Source organism: Sphingomonas sp. SORGH_AS_0870 (assembly GCF_031453175.1).
In the GTDB taxonomy this organism is placed as follows: domain Bacteria; phylum Pseudomonadota; class Alphaproteobacteria; order Sphingomonadales; family Sphingomonadaceae; genus Sphingomonas.
This window is the reverse complement of record NZ_JAVIYW010000002.1, coordinates 3,760,585-3,777,573: the sequence shown is the minus strand read 5'-3', so window position 1 is coordinate 3,777,573 and position 16,989 is coordinate 3,760,585. Positions and strand designations below refer to the sequence as shown.

Below are 16,989 nucleotides of genomic sequence, written 5' to 3'. Positions count from 1 at the left end.
CATGAGTTTCCGCAACATCTCCGCCTGGGCGATCCGGAACCCGGTTCCGCCGATCGTCCTGTTCGTCGCGCTGACGCTGGCGGGGATCGTCAGCTTCATGCGGATGGACGTGAACAACGACCCCGATATCGATTTTCCGATCGTCGTGGTCGTCGTCAGCCAGCCGGGTGCGGCGCCGACCGAGCTGGAGACGCAGGTCACCCAGCGGGTCGAGGCGGCGTTGCGGAACCTCCAGGGCGTCGACCAGATCACCTCGACCGTGACCGAGGGCCAGTCGCAGACGCTGGTCCAGCTCGATATCGGCACGCCGATCGACCGCGCGGTCAGCGATGCGCGCGACGCGATCACCCAGATCCGCTCGATGCTGCCCGACGGCATCCTCGAGCCGCAGGTGATCCGCGTCGATTCGACCGACAACGACCTGGCCAGCTATTCGGCGGTCGCGTCCAACATGACACCCGAACAGCTCAGCTGGTATATCGACAACAACGTCACCAAGGAGCTGTTGTCGGTCCCCGGCCTCTCCAAGGTCATCCGCAATGGCGGCGTGACGCGCGAGATCCGCGTGATCCTCGACCCGCTGAAGCTCCAGGCGCAGGGGCTGACCGCCAGCGAGGTCAACGCACAGCTGCGCATGACCAACCTGAACGCCGCCGGTGGCCGCGCCGAGATCGCGGGCACCGAGCAGGCGGTCCGCGTGCTGGGCAATGCGCGCAACGCCTATGACCTGGGCCAGAGCCAGATCAACGTGCGCGGCGGGCGGACCGTGCGGCTGGCCGACATCGCGACGGTGCGCGACCTTTATGCCGAGCGGCGGTCTCAGGCGGCGGTCGACGGGCGGCAGGTCATCAGCTTCGACTTCCAGCGTGCCAAGGGCGCCTCGGACGTCAGCGTCTATAATGGCGCGGTGGAAAAGCTGAAGGCGCTGGAAAAGCGCAATCCGGAGGTGAAGTTCGTCCTCCGCTCGAACAGCGTGAAATATACCGAGCAGCAATATGAAAGCGCCATCCATGCGATGATCGAGGGCGCGGTGCTGGCGGTGATCGTCGTGTTCCTGTTCCTGCGCGACTGGCGCGCGACGGTGATCTCGGCGCTGGCGATCCCGCTGTCGGCGATCCCGACCTTCTGGGTCATGGACCTGCTGGACTTCACGCTGAACCAGATGACGCTGCTGGCGCTCAGCCTGGTGGCCGGCGTGCTGGTCGACGATGCGATCGTGGAGATCGAGAATATCGTGCGCCATATGCGCATGGGCAAATCCGCCTATCAGGCGTCGATCGACGCGGCGGACGAGATCGGCCTGGCCGTGCTGGGCACCACCATGGCGATCGTCGCGGTGTTCCTGCCGGTGTCGATCATGCCGGGCGTGCCGGGCCAGTATTTCAAGAATTTCGGCCTGACCGTCGTCGTCTCGGTCCTCATGAGCCTGGCGGTGGCGCGCATGATCACCCCAATGATCGCGGCCTATTTCCTGAAGTCGGCGGGCCATGCCAGTCACGGCGAGGGGCGGCTGATGGACGCCTATATGGCGACGCTGCGCTGGTCGCTGCGCTATGACCGGCCGACCGACGGCGTGCGGCGCGGGGCGGTGCGGCGCTTCTTCGGGCGGTTCCGCGACCATCGCCTGTGGGTGATCGGCATCGGCTTTGCCGCCTTCGCGCTGACCGTCGTGATGTTCGCGGTCATCCCCAAGACCTTCCAGCCGCCGCAGGACAATGACCAGGCGGTCGCCAAGGTCGAGATGGTGCCGGGCACGACGCTGGCCCAGACCGATCAGGTCGTCCGCCGCGTCGCCGCGTTCCTGAAGAAGCAGCCCGATGTCGAATCGGTCTATTCGCGCACCAGCGTCGGCAATGGCCGCGTGGTCGCGACGCTGAAGGAGGATCGCTCGATGAAGAGCACCGACTTCGAGCGGTCGCTGGCGCCCGAGCTGGCGGCGATCCCCGATGCGCGCGTGTCCTTCCAGTCGCAGTTCGGCTGGGGATCGAGCGGCCGCGACCTGACCATCACGCTGGGCGGCGACGATCCGGCGGTGCTGCGCGATACCGCCAACAAGATCGTCGAGCAGATGGGGACCGTGCCTGGCCTGGTCGCGCCGCGCATCGTCGGCAATCTCGACCGGCCCGAAATCGTCATCCGCCCGCGGCTCGACCTCGCGGCCAATCTGGGCGTGACGACGCAGGCGCTGTCGAGCGCGATCCGCATCGCGACGCTGGGCGATATCGACCAGAATTCGGCCCGTTTCTCGCTGTCCGATCGTCAGGTGCCGATCCGCGTCGCGCTGGACCAGAATGCCCGCGCCCGCCTGTCGACCATCCAGAACCTGCCGGTCCAGACCCAGACCGGCGGCTCGGTGCCGCTCAGCGTCGTGGCGGATATCGGCCTGGGCGCGGGGCCGACCCAGATCGACCGCGTGAACCAGCGGCGGCAGATCACGGTCGGCGCCGACCTGGCCAAGGGCGTCATCAGCGGCGACGCGATGAAGAAGGTCCATGACCTGCCCATCATGAAGACTCTGCCCATGGGGGTCAGCGAGATGGTGCTGGGCCAGGCCAAGATGCAGAACGAGATGATGACCAACTTCTTCACGGCCATCATTTCGGCCGTGTTCATGGTCTTTGCGGTGCTGGTGCTGCTCTATCGCCGCTTCCTGCCGCCCTTCGTCAACATGGCCTCGCTGCTGCTCGCGCCGCTGGGCGGGTTGCTGGCCCTGTACTTCACCGGCAATCCGCTGTCGCTGCCGGTCTATATCGGCCTGTTGATGCTGCTCGGCATCGTCGCCAAGAACTCGATCCTGCTGATCGACTTCGCGCTGGAGGAGATCGCCAAGGGCGTGCCGATCCGCGAGGCGGTGCTGGATGCGGGCCACAAGCGCGCCCAGCCGATCGTGATGACCACGGTGGCGATGGTCGCGGGCATGGTCCCGACCGCGCTGTCGCTGGGCGGCGACGGATCGTGGCGCAGCCCGATGGGCGTGACGGTGATCGGCGGGCTGGCCCTGTCGACCATCCTGACCCTGTTGATCGTGCCCGCGGCGTTCAGCCTGGCGGTGGGGGCAGAGCGCTGGATCGGGCCGCGCCTCGGTCGGCGGCTGCTGACCTACACCCCCGGCGACGAGCGGGGTGGGCCGGTGATCGAGGGGCCCGCGGGCGGCCCCGCGCTGCCCCCTGCGACCGGCAAGCTGGGCTATGATCCGGCGGAGTGACGCGGTGAATTGCTCCCCTTGCAGCGGAGCAATGGGTGGTTTCGTTACGCTTGGGAAAGATTCCGCTTGAACAAAGCCGCTGTTCACGAATTGTCATGATCGATGGACCTGAACGCGCGACCGGGGGGTAGCCAGCCCGTTCCGCCCGCCCTGCGAAAGATGCGGGTGGTGGCGACCGGTCTGTTGCTGTCGATGGCGGCGCTGTTCCTGATCGCGCGCACCGTTCAGCCGTTGCATCCCGCCTGGGGTTTCGTTCGCGCCTTTGCCGAGGCGGCGATGGTCGGCGGGCTGGCCGACTGGTTCGCGGTGACGGCGCTGTTCCGCCACCCGCTTGGCCTGCCCATCCCCGCATACCGCGATCGTGCCGCGCAACAAGGATCGGATCGGCGACACGCTCGCCAATTTCCTGCGCACCAATTTCCTGATCCCCCGCGTCGTCGCGCGCCGGATGAGCCGCGTCGACGTGGCGGGCGCGGCGGGGCGCTGGCTGGCGCAGCCGCCGCAGGAAAGCGGGCGGATCCGGCGCGGGGCCTCGCGCCTGTTCGCCGAGATGCTGACCGCCTTCGATCCGCAGCGGCTGGGCGGCATGGTCAAGGCGGGGATCGGATCGCGGCTGCGCGCGACCGAGGTGGCGCCGATCCTGGGCCAGTTGCTCAAGGCGACGATCGCCGAGGGACGGCATCTGCCGCTGTTGGACTCAGGGCTGCGCTGGGCGGCGGGCGCGCTGGAGGCGAACGAGCCGATCCTGCGCGCGATGGTGCATGAGCGGGCCGGGGCGATCCTGCGCTGGACCGGGCTGGACGAGACGCTGGCCGACAAGCTGATCGACGGGCTGTACAAGCTGCTGAACGACGTCGCCGAGGATCGCGAGCACCCGCTGCGCCAGAAGATCGAGGAGGGGCTCGACCGCCTCGCCTGGGACCTGCAATATGATCCCGACACGCGCGCGCGGGTCGAGGCGATGAAGGCCGAACTGATCGCCAATCCGGCGATGCAGCGCTGGCTGGACGGGCTGTGGGAACAGGCGCGCGAGGCGTTACTGCGGCTGGCGCGCGATCCGGAGGCGGTGACGGCGGGGCGGCTGGGCGATGCGCTGCGGCAATTGGGGCAGACCTTGCAGGCCGATCCCCGGCTGGCGGCGACGATCAACCGCTTCGTCCGGCGCGCGGCGGTGGGCGTGGCGGCCGATTACGGCGACGGGATCGTCCGGCTGGTGTCGGAGACGGTGCGCGGATGGGATGCCGACACGATCACCACCCGGCTGGAAAATGCGGTCGGCCGCGACCTGCAATATATCCGGATCAACGGCACGCTGGTCGGCGGCAGCGTCGGCCTGGTCCTTCATGTCGTGGACAGGCTGCTTTGAAAACGTCACCTATCCGTATAATTAAGGCGCGGGATCGATTCGTCGCGAGGCGGAAGCGCCTTGTCGATGCCCCCGCTTTCCCGCAAAGAGGCAGGTGATGAACGCCAAGGCCGATTATCAGCACGACCCGGCCGACGGAGGGGCCCTGCGCTTCACCGGCAGCCTGTCGCTGGCGATGCTGGGCGACCTGCCCGAACGGCTGGATCGCGAGGACGCCTCGGTCCGCCGCCTCGACCTGTCGCGGGTGGACCGGATCGACACGGTGGGCGCGTGGCTGGTCCACCGCTTCGCCGCGCGCAACGACGCCCGGATCGAGGGGCTGAGCGACGACCAGCGCCACCTGATCGACAAGGTGGTCGAGGCGGACCAGCCGGTGGCGATGCGGCCCAAACCGATCAGCCCCTTCGCGCGCGTCGCGGGCGAGGTCGGCGATGCGGTGGTGGCGGCGTTCCAGACGCTGTACGGCCTGCTCGGCTTCATGGGCGCGACGGTGATCGCGGGGCTGGCGGTGATCCGCCATCCGCGCCGCTTCCGCTTCAACGCGGTGGTGCATGAGTTCGAGACGGTCGGCGTATCGGCGCTGGCGATCATCGGTCTGATGAGTTTCCTGATCGGCATCGTCATCGCGCAGCAGGGGGCGGTGCAGCTTCGCCAGTTCGGCGCGGAGGTCTTCACGATCAACCTGGTCGGCCGCCTCACCTTGCGCGAACTGGGCGTGCTGATGACCGCGATCATGGTCGCAGGGAGGTCGGGCTCGGCCTTCGCCGCGCAGATCGGCACGATGAAGCTGACCGAGGAGATCGATGCGATGCGGGTCATCGGCGTGTCGCCGATGGAATCGCTGGTCGTCCCGCGCGCCCTGGCGGCGATCACCCTGATGCCGCTGCTCGGTTTCTATGCCTCGCTGATCGCGATGATCGGCGGCTGTTTCCTGGCGGCGGTGTCGCTGGGCATCCCGCCCGTCACCTTCATCGCGCGCATCCGCGAAGTGGTGCCGATCACCGACCTGTATGTCGGGCTGATCAAGGCCCCCGTCTTCGGCGCGATCATCGCGATCGCGGGCTGTTTCCAGGGGATGCAGGTCAAGTCGGATGCCGAGCAGGTCGGCCTGCGCACCACCGCGGCGGTGGTGCAGGCGATTTTCCTGGTGATCGTGCTCGACGCGTTCTTCGCGGTCTTCTTCACCTGGATCGGATGGGACTGATGGCCGAACGGGACGAGCATCTGATCCAGGTCCGGGGCCTGCGCAACAGCTTTGGCGAGCAGGTCATCCATGACGGGCTCGACCTGGACGTCCGCAAGGGCGAGATACTGGGCGTGGTCGGCGGGTCGGGCACCGGCAAGTCGGTGCTGATGCGCTCGATCATCGGGCTCCAGACCCCCGATACCGGCGAGATCACTGTGTTCGGCGAACCCACCATCGGGCGCGAGGCGACCGAGGCGACCGAGGTCCGCAAGCGCTGGGGCGTGCTGTTCCAGGGGGGGGCGCTGTTCTCGACGCTGACCGTGGCGGAGAATGTCGCGGTGCCTCTGCGCGAATTCTATCGCGAGCTGCCCCAGGCGCTGATGGACGAGATCGCGTCCTACAAGGTGGTGATGACCGGCCTGCCCGCCGATGCGGGGCCCAAATATCCCGCCGAGCTGTCGGGCGGCATGAAGAAGCGCGCCGGGCTGGCGCGTGCGCTGGCGCTCGACCCCGAGTTGCTGTTCCTCGACGAACCGACGGCGGGTCTAGACCCGATCGGCGCGGCGGCGTTCGACCAGTTGATCAAGTCGCTCCAGAAGACGCTGGGGCTGACCGTCTTTCTCATCACCCATGACCTCGACACCCTCTATGCCATTTGCGACCGCGTGGCGGTGCTGGCGGACAAGAAGGTCATCGCGGTCGGCACGATCGACGAACTGATCGCGCTCGACCATCCGTGGATCGAGGAATATTTCAAGGGGCCGCGCGGCCGTGCCGCCATCGCCGCCAAGGACGAGATCGCCGATATGACGCCCCGTTCGGCGGATGCGGACGCCGCACGTCACCCCACCGAAGTCGAAGCCCACGCCACCGGCCAGCATAGCCAGGGCAGTGGGGCCGATGCCCATGCGAGAGGCGAAGCAGGGACACGCTGATGGAAACCCGTTCGAACCACGTCCTTGTCGGCTCTGTCGTGCTGATCCTGCTCGCAGTGCTGGCGATCTTCACCGTCTGGATCGCCCGGCTGGGCGGCACGTCGGAGAAGGAATATGACATCTTCTTCCGCCAGTCGGTGGACGGCCTGGCCAAGGGCTCGGCGGTCACCTATTCGGGCGTGCCCTCGGGCCAGGTGAAGGAAATCGCGCTGTGGCGGCCCGATCCGCAATTCGTGCGGGTGCGGGTCGCGGTCAATGACCAGACGCCGATCCTTCAGGGGACGACCGCGTCGATCTCGGCCAGCTTCACCGGCACCAGCACCATCTCGCTCGATGGCGCGCGCAAGGGCGCGCCGCCGATCACCTGCCCGACGCCCGAAAACCGGACCGTCTGCCCCTATGACGTGCCGGTCATCCCGACCAAGCAGGGCGGCATCGGCGCGATCCTGAACTCCGCGCCGCAGTTGCTGGAGCGGCTGTCGACGCTGACCGAGCGGCTGACCGGCCTGTTGTCGGATCGTAACCAGGCGTCGATCGCGGGTATCCTCGACAATACCAACCGCCTGACCGATGCATTGGCCGATCGCGGGCCGGAGATCGCGGCGACGCTGGCGCAGACCCGCGTGGCGATCCAGCAGGCGGGCGATGCGGCGCAGTCGATCGGTCAGCTGGCGGCGACGACCAACGGCCTGCTCGCCGAGGACGTCAAGCCGACCATGGTCAATCTGAACAAGGCGATCGCGTCGGCCCAGAAGAGCGCCGATACGCTGAATTCGGCGATCGGCGACGCGCGGCCGGGGTTGCAGACCTTCTCGAAGCAGACCGTGCCCGAGGTCGATCGTCTGGTGCGCGACCTGCGCGTGATGACCCAGTCGCTGTCGGCGGTCGCCGAAAAGGTCGACCAGCAGGGCGCAGGGTCGCTGATCGGGCAGCCCCAGCTGCCGGACTATAAGGGCAAGTGAGGAAGCCGATGAGGACCGTCATGAAGACTCCGCTGATCGTTCTGATGGCATCGCTTCCCCTGGCGGGCTGCATCAGCTTCGGCGCCAAGCCGCCGCCCTCGCTGCTGACCCTGCAGGCGCAGTTGCAGCCGACCGTGGGACAGACGCAGGATTCGGGGCGGGGCAAGTCGATCACCGTCCAGGTGCCGACCGCACCGCAGGAACTGGCGACCCCGCGGGTGCCGGTGCAGGAGAATGCGACCAGCATCGCCTATGTGAAGGACGCGCAATGGGCCGAGCCGCCCGCGCGGCTGTTCGCGCGACTGATGGCCGATACGCTGACCGCGCGGATGGGCCGCGTGGTGCTGTCGGCGCGTGAGTCGGTGGCCGATCCCGGCGATCGGCTGGGCGGGGAATTGCGCCAGTTCGGCCTGGATGCGACCCGGCGCGATGCCGTGGTGGTCTATGACGCCGCGCTGGTCCGCGACGGCCAGACCACGGTCGAAAAGCGTCGGTTCGAGGCGCGCGTGCCGGTCGGCAAGATCGACAGCGCCAGCGTCGGCCCCGCGCTGAACCAGGCCGCCAACCAGGTGGCGCAGCAGGTCGCGGACTGGGTGGGACGGTAATCCCCCCGGCAAGGGAGGATGTTGCAGGACAACCGCAGCCCACCCCCCGATCCTGTGGGCAAGAGCGCATGCACATGGGGTGGACCCACCCCTCTCCTTCAGGGGTGGGTGACGGGAATTTGTCGGCGCTGTAACATTTTGCGACATAATCGCACTGGACGGGGCCGTATCGGCGGGGCAGGTTCGCGGGCATGAAGCCTCGCGCCCGCGTCCTTCTTCTGGCCTCGGCGGCCCTGTCCGCCTGTACGGTCGGTCCCGATTATCATCCCGCCGCTCCCCAGGCGCTGGGGGTGCCCGCCAGCTGGTCGGTTCCCGCCGCCACGGCGCAGGCGCAGGATATGGGCCGCTGGTGGCGGTCGTTCGACGATCCGCTGCTGGCCGAGCTGGTCGAACGCGCGGTGGTCGCCAATACCGATGTGGTCCAGGCCGTCGCCCGGCTGCGGCAGGCGCGCGAAAGCCTGGTGCAGAGCCGGTCCTCGCTGCTTCCCACCCTGTCCGGCTCGACCGGCTATCAGCGCAACGAGAATCTGCGCGGCGGCGGGCGCAGCTTCACCCTGCCCGACGGCACGGTGGTCGATACCGGTGGGGGCGGCAGCAACAGCTTCACTGTCGGCCTGTCCGCCAGCTATCAGGTCGGCCTGTTCGGCGAGTTGCGCCGCACCGTGGAGGCGACGCGCGCGACCTATGAGGGCGCGGGGTTCACCTATGCCGCGACGCTGCTGACCGTCGAGAGCGAGCTGGCGCGCAACTATGTGCTCGCGCGGGCCTATCAGGCGCAGCTTGCCAATGCGCGGGCCAGCCTGGCGCTGCAGGACGACAATCTGGAGATTGCGGGCTTCCGGGTGCGGGCCGGGCTGGTGTCCTCGCTCGACGCCGAGCAGGCGCGGGGGCAGCGGGCGCAGACCGCCGCGACCATCCCGACGCTGGAGCAGCAATACAACACCGCCGTCTCGCGCCTGGGCGTGTTGACCGCGCAGGCGCCCGGTGCGCTCAAGGCGCGGCTGGAGGCGGTGCGGCCGATCCCCAGCGGACCGGCAGTGATCGGCGTCGGCATCCCGGCCGACATTTTGCGCCGCCGCCCCGATGTCCGCGCGGCCGAGCGCAACCTGGCCGCCGCCACGGCGCGGATCGGCGTGGCGCAGGCGGCGCTCTACCCCGCGCTCGCCATCTCCGGCAATATCAACGCCGCGGCGACCAGCATCGGCTCGCTGGGCGATGCGATCACCGGCAGCCTGTTCGCCGGGCTGACCCAGGCGATCTTCAACGGCGGCCGCCTGCGCAGCCAGGTCCGCAACGCGCGGGCGCTCGCCGATCAGAGCTATGCCGCCTATCAGGGCACCGTGCTGCTGGCGCTGGAGGATGTCGAGAACGCCATCGTCGCGCTCAACACGGCGCGCGAGCGGGAGCGGCTGTTCGCGATCCAGCTCGACGCGGCGCGCAACTCGGCGATCCTGGCGCGCAGCCAGTATCGCACGGGCCTGACCGATTTCACCACCCTGTCGCAGCAGGAGGCGTCGTTGCTGAGCGCCCAGAACGGGTTGGTCCAGGCACGCTCGGACGCCGCCACCGCGCAGGTCGCGCTGTTCGCCGCTCTGGGCGGCGGATGGGACGACAGCACCACCCCCGAAGCGCCGCCGCGCGCGACGCAAACCCCGGACAACCGCTGATGGCCGATCAGACTCTCGACGATTTCCTGGGCGTGAAGCCGCAACCGCGCTGGCGCAAAAGGGCGCAGTGGGGCGTCGTGATCCTGGGCGTCGTGTTGCTCGCGGTGCTGTTGAAAAGCTGTTTCGGCGGGTCGGACCAGGCGGGCTATGCCACCGCCGCCGTATCGCGCGGCAACTTGACCGTGACCGTCTCGGCCACCGGCAAGCTCGCCCCGACCAACCAGGTGACGGTCGGCTCGCAGCTATCGGGCCTGGTGACGAAGGTCGTGGTCGATGTGAATGACCGGGTGAAGGCGGGCGAGGCGCTGGCGCTGATCGATCCCGAACAGATTGACGACCAGATCCGCGCGGCGCAGGCGACGCTGTCCGCCAACCAGGCGCAGGTGGCGCAGGCGCGCGCGACCGTGGCCGAATCGCAGGCACAGCTCCGGCGGCTGGAGGAAGTCTACAAGCTGTCCAACGGCCGCGTGCCCTCCGGCACCGAACTCCAGACCGGGCGCGCCGATGCGCAGCGCGCGGTCGCGGCGCTGAGGGTCGCGGAGGCCAATGTTGCCGCCGCGCGTGCGCAGCTGGCCCAGTCGCAGACCCAGCGCCAGCGTGCGATCATCCGTTCGCCCGTGTCGGGCGTGGTGCTGGCGCGGCAGGTCGATCCCGGCCAGACGGTCGCGGCGTCGTTCAACACGCCGACCCTGTTCGTCATCGCCGAAGACCTGACCAAGATGAAGCTGGAGGTCGCGATCGACGAGGCCGATGTCGGCGAGGTGAAGGTCGGGCAAAAGGCCAATTTCACCGTCGATGCCTTTCCGGGGCGCACCTTCCCCGCGACGATCACGCGGGTCGATCTGGGGTCGAACCTGACGGTCAGCGCGGCGACCTCGTCCTCCTCGTCCTCGACCGCCAGCACGTCGACCACGGGACAGGTGGTCAGCTACGCGGCCGACCTGACCGTAGCCAATCCCGACCTTCAATTGCGCCCCGGCATGACCGCAACCGCCGATATCGTGACCTCGGACAAGCGGAACGTCGTGCTGATCCCCAATGCCGCACTGCGCTTCCAGCCGTCCGATGGGGCGAGCCAGGGTGGCGGCGGCGGCATTGCGGGCTCGCTGACCTTCCGTCCGCGCCGCGACCGGGCGGCGCGTACCGCGACCGTTCAGCGTGGCGCGACGCAGACCGTCTATGTCCGGGGTACGGACGGCAAGCCGCAGCCGGTGCAGATCGTCACCGGCGACACCAACGGATCGATGACCGAAGTCCTGTCGGGCGGGCTGAAGCCGGGAATGCAGGTCATCACCGGCCAGCTGGCGGCGGGCGAGGCCGCGCCGGCGGCGGGGGGACAGCGTCGCCAGGGCCAGCAAGGGGGCGGTGGTGGCCGCTGATGCGCCCCTGATCCGGCTTCGCGGCGTCACCAAGACCTATGGCAGCGGCGCGACGCAGTTCCAGGCGCTGAAGGGCGTCGATCTGGACATTGCGGGCGGCGATTTCGTCGCGGTTATGGGGCCTTCGGGGTCGGGCAAGTCGACCACAATGAACATTCTGGGCTGTCTCGACGTGCCCAGCGGCGGCAATTTCCTGTTCCGCGGCCATCATGTCGAGACGCTGGACCGCGATCAGCGCGCGATGCTGCGGCGGCGCTATCTGGGCTTCGTGTTCCAGGGGTTCAACCTGTTGTCGCGCACCACTGCGCTGGAGAATGTCGAGCTGCCCCTGCTGTATCGCGGCGAGGACAAGAAGACGCGGCGCGAGATGGGCATGGCGGCGCTGGAGAAGGTCGGGCTCGACCAATGGTGGGACCATACCCCCGCCGAACTGTCGGGCGGGCAGCAGCAGCGCGTGGCGATCGCGCGCGCTATCGTCACCAGCCCCGACGTGCTGCTGGCCGACGAGCCGACCGGCAATCTCGATTCCGAACGCTCGGTGGAGATCATGGAGTTGCTGACCGGGCTCAACCGGGACAGCGGCATCACCGTGCTGATGGTCACGCATGAGCCCGACATGGCGGCGTTCGCGCGCACCGTCATCCATTTCAAGGACGGGCTGGTCGACCGGATCGAGGCGCAGCATCGGCCGGGCACCATGCCGGAGCCGGATGCGCCCGCGACGGATATGCACTGATGTTCGGCACCACGCTTCTCCTCGCGATCCGGTCGATCCGGCGGCATATGCTGCGCTCGTTCCTGACGACGCTGGGCATCATCATCGGCGTCGGCGCGGTCGTGACCATGGTGACGCTGGGCAAGGCGACCACGGCGGCGGTGCAGCAGTCCATTTCGTCGCTGGGCACCAATATCCTTCAGGTCCGGCCCGGTCAGGGCTTCGGGCGCGGCGGCGGCGGCCCGCGTCCGCCCGACTTCAAGCCCGAGGATGTCGAGGCGATCGCCGACCAGATCGCGGGCGTGACGGCGGTCGCGCCGCAGGCCCAGACGACCGCGACCGCGATCTATGAAGGGGCGAACTGGTCGACCACGGTGACCGGCACGACGCTGGCCTATTTCACGGTGCAGCCCTGGCCGCTGGCCTCGGGGCGTCTGTGGACCCCGGCCGAGCAGGCGGCGGGCAAGGCGGTGTGCATCATCGGCAATACCGTGCGCAAGAACCTGTTCCCCAGCACCGAGGCGGTCGGCAAAGCGCTTCCGTATCGGCGCGATCAGTTGCGACGTGGTCGGCGTGTTGACAACGCGCGGACAGGGCGGGTTCGGCGATCAGGACGATGTGGTGCTGATGCCGATCAAGGCGGTGCAGCGCCGCTTCACCGGCAGCCGCGATATTCGGCTGATGCTGGTCGGCATCGATCAGGCCTATCAGGCCAGCGCGGTGCAGGCCTCGCTGACCGACCTGCTGCGCGAACGGCGCAACATCACGGGCGGCAAGGAAGATGATTTCAACATCTTCGACACCAAGCAGATCAGCGACACGCTGACCAGCACGACGACGATGCTGACCCGGATCGTCGCGGCGGTGGCGGCGATCAGCCTGGTGGTCGGCGGCATCGGCATTATGAACATCATGCTGGTGTCGGTGACCGAGCGGACGCGCGAGATCGGCATTCGCCTGGCCATCGGCGCGGTCGCGCGCGAGGTGCTGATGCAGTTCCTGGTCGAAGCGGTGGTGCTGTCCTGCCTGGGCGGGATCATCGGCCTGATCCTGGCGCAGGCGATCATCGCTGCGCTGGTGCCGTTGATGCAGGTGCCCTGGACCTTCGACCCCCAGATCAACGTCATCGCCTTTGCGATTTCGGCGGTGATCGGGGTGGTCTTCGGCTATTTCCCCGCGCGGCGGGCGGCGGCGCTCAATCCGATCGATGCTCTACGGCACGAGTGATCCGCTCGGGCGCGTGGACGAGCTGGCGTAGCCGTTCCAGATCCTCGGGCGTGTCGATATCGATCAGCTCGGCCGGGGCGGTGACGACGTGGCGCCCGCCCGCGACCAGCTTGCGGCCGCCCTCGTCGCCCTCCAGCTTGAGCAGCGCGTCGAACCGGCCCGCGCCGAAGACGCCGGGCGGGGTGGGATGCTCGCCATTGCTCGACACGACGACCGCGTCGGGTCCGTCAAAGGCATCGAACAGGCGATAGATATGCGCCGCCGTCACGCGCGGCATATCGGCCAGAGCGATCAGGATCGCCTTGGGGCCGGACTTGATCGCCTCCTGCACGCCCAGATGCAGCGAGAAGGACATGCCCTTGGCGATATCGTCATTATGGATCACGCGGTAGCCGCGCGACGCGAAGTCGAGCTGGCACCCGTCGGTCACGACGATCCGGTCGGCAAAGGGAATGCTTTCCAGCGCGGTGGTGACGTGGAAGCCCACCGGCTTGCCGAGGAATTCGGCCTCCAGCTTGTTCTCCATCCCGAAGCGGCTCGACTGTCCCGCCGCCAGCAGGACCAGAACCACATCCTCAGCGTCGATCATGAAAGGCTCCTATCATCGCCGCCGCGATCGACAGCGCGATCTCGGACGGGCCGATCGCCCCGATGTCCAGCCCGACCGGGCCATCGATCCGGTCGATCGCTGACGGGGAAACGCCCATCGCTGCCAGACGCTCCCGCCGCGCGGCATGGCTGCGCCGACTGCCCAGCGCGCCGACATAGGCGGTGGGATGGGCAAGCGCGGCGACCAGCGCGGGGTCGTCGATCTTGGTGTCGTGGCTCAACGTCACCACGGCGGTCGCGGGGCCGGGGGTATAGGCGGCGACCGCTTCGTCGGGCCAGCGATCGTCCAGCGTCACGCCGGGGAAACGCTCCTCGGTCAGGAAGCGGGCGCGCGGGTCGATCACCACCGTCTCGATGCCCAGCGTCTGCGCAAGCTGCGCCAGGCTCTGCGCGATCTGCACCGCGCCGACGATCAGCAGGCGGCGCGGCGGGTCGTAACGGTTGGCGAAGACCTCCCCCGTCTCGATGGGGCGAAGGTCCGCCTTGCCGGTGGAAAGGTCGGTGGCGACGGTCAGCGAGCGACCCGCCTTGCGCGCCTCGGCGATCCGGTCGAACAGTTCGGGATCGAACCCGTCCGCCGATACCGGCTGGACCATCACCGCGATCTCGCCGCCGCAGGGCAGGCCGACCTCCCAGGCCGAGGCGTCCGCCACGCCGTAGCGCTTCACCTGGAACGGCGCGCCGCCGATCACCTCGGCGGCGGTGTGGAGGATGTCGTTCTCGACGCAGCCGCCCGACACCGACCCCTCGAACCGGCCATCTTCATGGACCAGCATATGGCTGCCACGCGGACGTGGTGCCGACCCCCAGGTCGACACCACCGTCGCGATCGCCATCTTCTCGCCCCGCCATTCGCACGCGGCGGCCAGAACCCGATCATTGTCGCTCATCAAAGCGCCGGGAGATGATCGAGCAGCTTGTCGAGCGTCACCGGCATCTCGCGCACCCGGACGCCGGTGGCGTTGTAGATGGCGTTGACGACGGCGGGCGCCGCACCCGAGATGCCCAGCTCGCCAATCCCCTTGGCGTGGATCGGGTTGGCATGGATGTCCCGCTCGTCGAGGAAATGGACCTCCAGCTGGGGGACATCGGCATTCACCGGCACATGATATTCGGCCAGGTCATGGTTCACCAGCTTGCCGGTGCGCGGGTCGTGGATGAGTTCCTCGGTCAGCGCGGTGCCGATGCCGAAGGTCATGCCGCCCAGGCATTGCGAGCGCGCCGTCTTGGCATTGAGCACGCGTCCCGCCGCGAACACGCCCAGCATCCGCCGCACGCGCACTTCGCCCGTGACGACATTGACGCCGACCTCGGCGAAATGCGCGCCATAGCTGGCCTGCTGGAACTGCTTCTCCTGCTGCCCCGGCTTGATCTCGCCGATCGCGGACAGGCCGTCCTTGCCGACCAGCTCGGCCAGCGGCACCGAGCGATTGTCGCCGATCGCCATGCCGTCCTTCAGCGTCAGGTCGGCGGGCTTGACGCCCATCGCCTTGGCCAGCTTCTCGCGCACCCGCTCGGCGGCGAGATAGACCGCCGACCCGGCGGAAGCCGCGCCCCAGGAACCACCGGAGCCGGCGGCGGGCGGATCGTTGGTGTCGCCCAGCGACATGCTGACCTTCTCGACCGGCAGGCCCAGGATCTCGGCGGCGATCTGCGCCATGATCGTATAGCTGCCCGTGCCGATATCGGTCATCGCGGAGGACACGGTGGCGCTGCCGTCGGCATGGAGTTCGACCTTGGCCGCCGACTGCTGGAGCTGGTTGGAACGGCACGCGGCGGCGACACCCATGCCGATCAGCCAGTCGCCCTCGCGCCGCTGGCCCGCCGCCTTACGCTGGTCCCAGCCGAAATGCTTCGCCCCTTCCTCCAGCGAACGGGTGAGGTTGCGCGAGGAATAGGGGACCTGGAGCTCGGGGTCCTGTTCGGGATCGTTGATCTTGCGCAGATCGATCGGATCGATGCCGATCGCCTCGGCCAGTTCGTCCATGGCGCATTCCATGCCGACCATGCCCACCGCCTCGCCCGGCGCGCGCATCGATCCCGACAGCGTCCAGTTCAGCCGGACCACGTCATGGTTGATCCGCCGATTCTCGCCCGCATAGAGGAAGTGGGTGCCGATCCCGACGGGCTCGAAGAAATCCTCGTCGGGCAGGTTGGAGGTGATGGCTTCATGCCCCAGCGCGACGATCCGCCCGCCCGCCTCGGCGCCCAGCCGCATCCGCTGTTCGGTGTTGGAGCGGCGGACGGTGGCGTCGAACACCTGCTGGCGCAGCATCACCGCCTTGACCGGGCGGCCCAGCCGCTTGGCGGCAATGGCGGCGGCGACGCTTTCGGGCGCGATGCCCAGCTTCGACCCGAAGCCGCCGCCGATATAGCGCGAGATGATCCGCACCTTGGACTGCGATACGCCCAATGACTTGGCGAGCTGTTGCGCGTCCGAGGTCGGCATCTGATACGCGCCGTAGAGCGTCAGCGCGCCGTCCTCCCACACCGCGATCGAGGCGTGCGGCTCCATTGCCGCCGAGTTCTGGCTGGGGGTGGTGTAGGTCACGTCGAGCCTGACCGCCGCATTCTCGAACGCCTTGTCGAAATCGCCCTGGTCGTAATGGCCCTTGATCAGCCCGTCCGGCGCGGGTTCGGCCTTGTCCTTGTTCGCCTCATAGTCGAACGCGCCGTCGACCAGCTCTTCATACTCGACCTTCAGCCGCTTGGCGGCGTCGCGCGCGACCTCGAAGCTCTCGGCAACGACGATCGCGATGATCTCGCCGAAATAGTCGACCGTGCGCACGCCTTGCGTCGGGGCTTCGGTCTCGCCGCCCTGCTGCGAGTTGCGGATGAAGGTCTTGTAATCGGTGATGACGTCGATGACGCCGGGGATCGCCTTCACCGCATCGGCGTCGATCGCCTTGATCTTCGCATGGCCCTTGGTGGCGCTGACCAGCACGCCGTGCGCGCAGTTATCGATGGCATATTCGGCGGCGTAGGTGGCGGTGCCCGTCACCTTTTTCGGCCCATCCACCCGGTCCAGCGGTTTGGAAATCACCCCCTGCACGCCTGTGTCGAGCAGACTGTCGGGATGCGGCTGATTCATGGTCAGCGAATGCGTGTCGTCCTTGCCGAATCCGAACATGGG

The 16,989-nt window shown here is 68.1% G+C and carries 11 protein-coding genes and 2 pseudogenes; 10 read left to right on the top strand and 3 right to left on the bottom strand.

Features of this window, described 5'->3' with window-relative positions; translation table 11 throughout:
• The first annotated feature begins 1 nt into the window (after position 1).
• From QE363_RS17565 to QE363_RS17520, 10 genes and pseudogenes are all read left to right on the top strand, one after another.
• Positions 2–3,205 carry an efflux RND transporter permease subunit gene (locus tag QE363_RS17565; RefSeq protein WP_309697351.1) on the top strand — a complete coding sequence of 1,068 codons (3,204 nt, stop codon included), beginning with the start codon at positions 2–4 and terminating at the stop codon, positions 3,203–3,205.
• Positions 3,206–3,364: 159 nt separating this feature from the next.
• Positions 3,365–4,571: pseudogene (locus QE363_RS17560) on the top strand (DUF445 domain-containing protein).
• Between the two features lie 97 nt (positions 4,572–4,668).
• Positions 4,669–5,775: an ABC transporter permease gene (locus QE363_RS17555; protein ID WP_307100758.1), complete on the top strand. Its 1,107-nt coding sequence runs from the start codon at positions 4,669–4,671 to the stop codon at positions 5,773–5,775.
• A complete protein-coding gene (locus QE363_RS17550) occupies positions 5,775–6,692 on the top strand; it encodes an ABC transporter ATP-binding protein (RefSeq protein ID WP_307100756.1) in 918 nt (305 codons plus the stop codon). The genes QE363_RS17555 and QE363_RS17550 overlap by 1 nt, the downstream gene beginning before the upstream one ends.
• Entirely contained in the window at positions 6,692–7,654 is a 963-nt protein-coding gene (locus tag QE363_RS17545) for an MlaD family protein (RefSeq protein ID WP_307100754.1), read from the top strand. Before QE363_RS17550 ends, QE363_RS17545 begins: the two co-directional genes overlap by 1 nt.
• A gap of 20 nt (positions 7,655–7,674) precedes the next feature.
• Positions 7,675–8,259 carry an ABC-type transport auxiliary lipoprotein family protein gene (locus QE363_RS17540; protein ID WP_309697348.1) on the top strand — a complete coding sequence of 195 codons (585 nt, stop codon included), beginning with the start codon at positions 7,675–7,677 and terminating at the stop codon, positions 8,257–8,259.
• 191 nt (positions 8,260–8,450) lie between these two features.
• A complete protein-coding gene (locus QE363_RS17535; protein ID WP_309697346.1) occupies positions 8,451–9,926 on the top strand; it encodes an efflux transporter outer membrane subunit in 1,476 nt (491 codons plus the stop codon).
• Complete coding sequence (locus QE363_RS17530) at positions 9,926–11,305, top strand: efflux RND transporter periplasmic adaptor subunit (protein ID WP_309697343.1); 1,380 nt, start codon at positions 9,926–9,928, stop codon at positions 11,303–11,305. Before QE363_RS17535 ends, QE363_RS17530 begins: the two co-directional genes overlap by 1 nt.
• On the top strand, positions 11,295–12,041 hold the full coding sequence (locus QE363_RS17525) for an ABC transporter ATP-binding protein (RefSeq protein WP_309697342.1): 747 nt from the start codon (positions 11,295–11,297) through the stop codon (positions 12,039–12,041). Before QE363_RS17530 ends, QE363_RS17525 begins: the two co-directional genes overlap by 11 nt.
• Positions 12,041–13,247, top strand: a pseudogene (locus QE363_RS17520) (ABC transporter permease). The gene QE363_RS17525 and the pseudogene QE363_RS17520 overlap by 1 nt, the downstream one beginning before the upstream one ends.
• Here QE363_RS17520 and QE363_RS17515 read toward each other — a convergent pair.
• From QE363_RS17515 to QE363_RS17505, 3 genes are read right to left on the bottom strand one after another with little or no spacing between them, the layout of a single operon-like run.
• Positions 13,216–13,836 (bottom strand): nucleotidyltransferase family protein, encoded by a 621-nt coding sequence (locus QE363_RS17515; protein ID WP_307100740.1) that lies wholly within the window; start codon positions 13,834–13,836, stop codon positions 13,216–13,218. The pseudogene QE363_RS17520 and the gene QE363_RS17515 sit on opposite strands and share 32 nt — an antisense overlap.
• Positions 13,823–14,746 carry an XdhC family protein gene (locus QE363_RS17510; RefSeq protein ID WP_309697338.1) on the bottom strand — a complete coding sequence of 308 codons (924 nt, stop codon included), beginning with the start codon at positions 14,744–14,746 and terminating at the stop codon, positions 13,823–13,825. The genes QE363_RS17515 and QE363_RS17510 overlap by 14 nt, the downstream gene beginning before the upstream one ends.
• Positions 14,746–16,986 carry a xanthine dehydrogenase family protein molybdopterin-binding subunit gene (locus QE363_RS17505; RefSeq protein WP_309697336.1) on the bottom strand — a complete coding sequence of 747 codons (2,241 nt, stop codon included), beginning with the start codon at positions 16,984–16,986 and terminating at the stop codon, positions 14,746–14,748. The genes QE363_RS17510 and QE363_RS17505 overlap by 1 nt, the downstream gene beginning before the upstream one ends.
• Positions 16,987–16,989 lie beyond the last annotated feature (3 nt).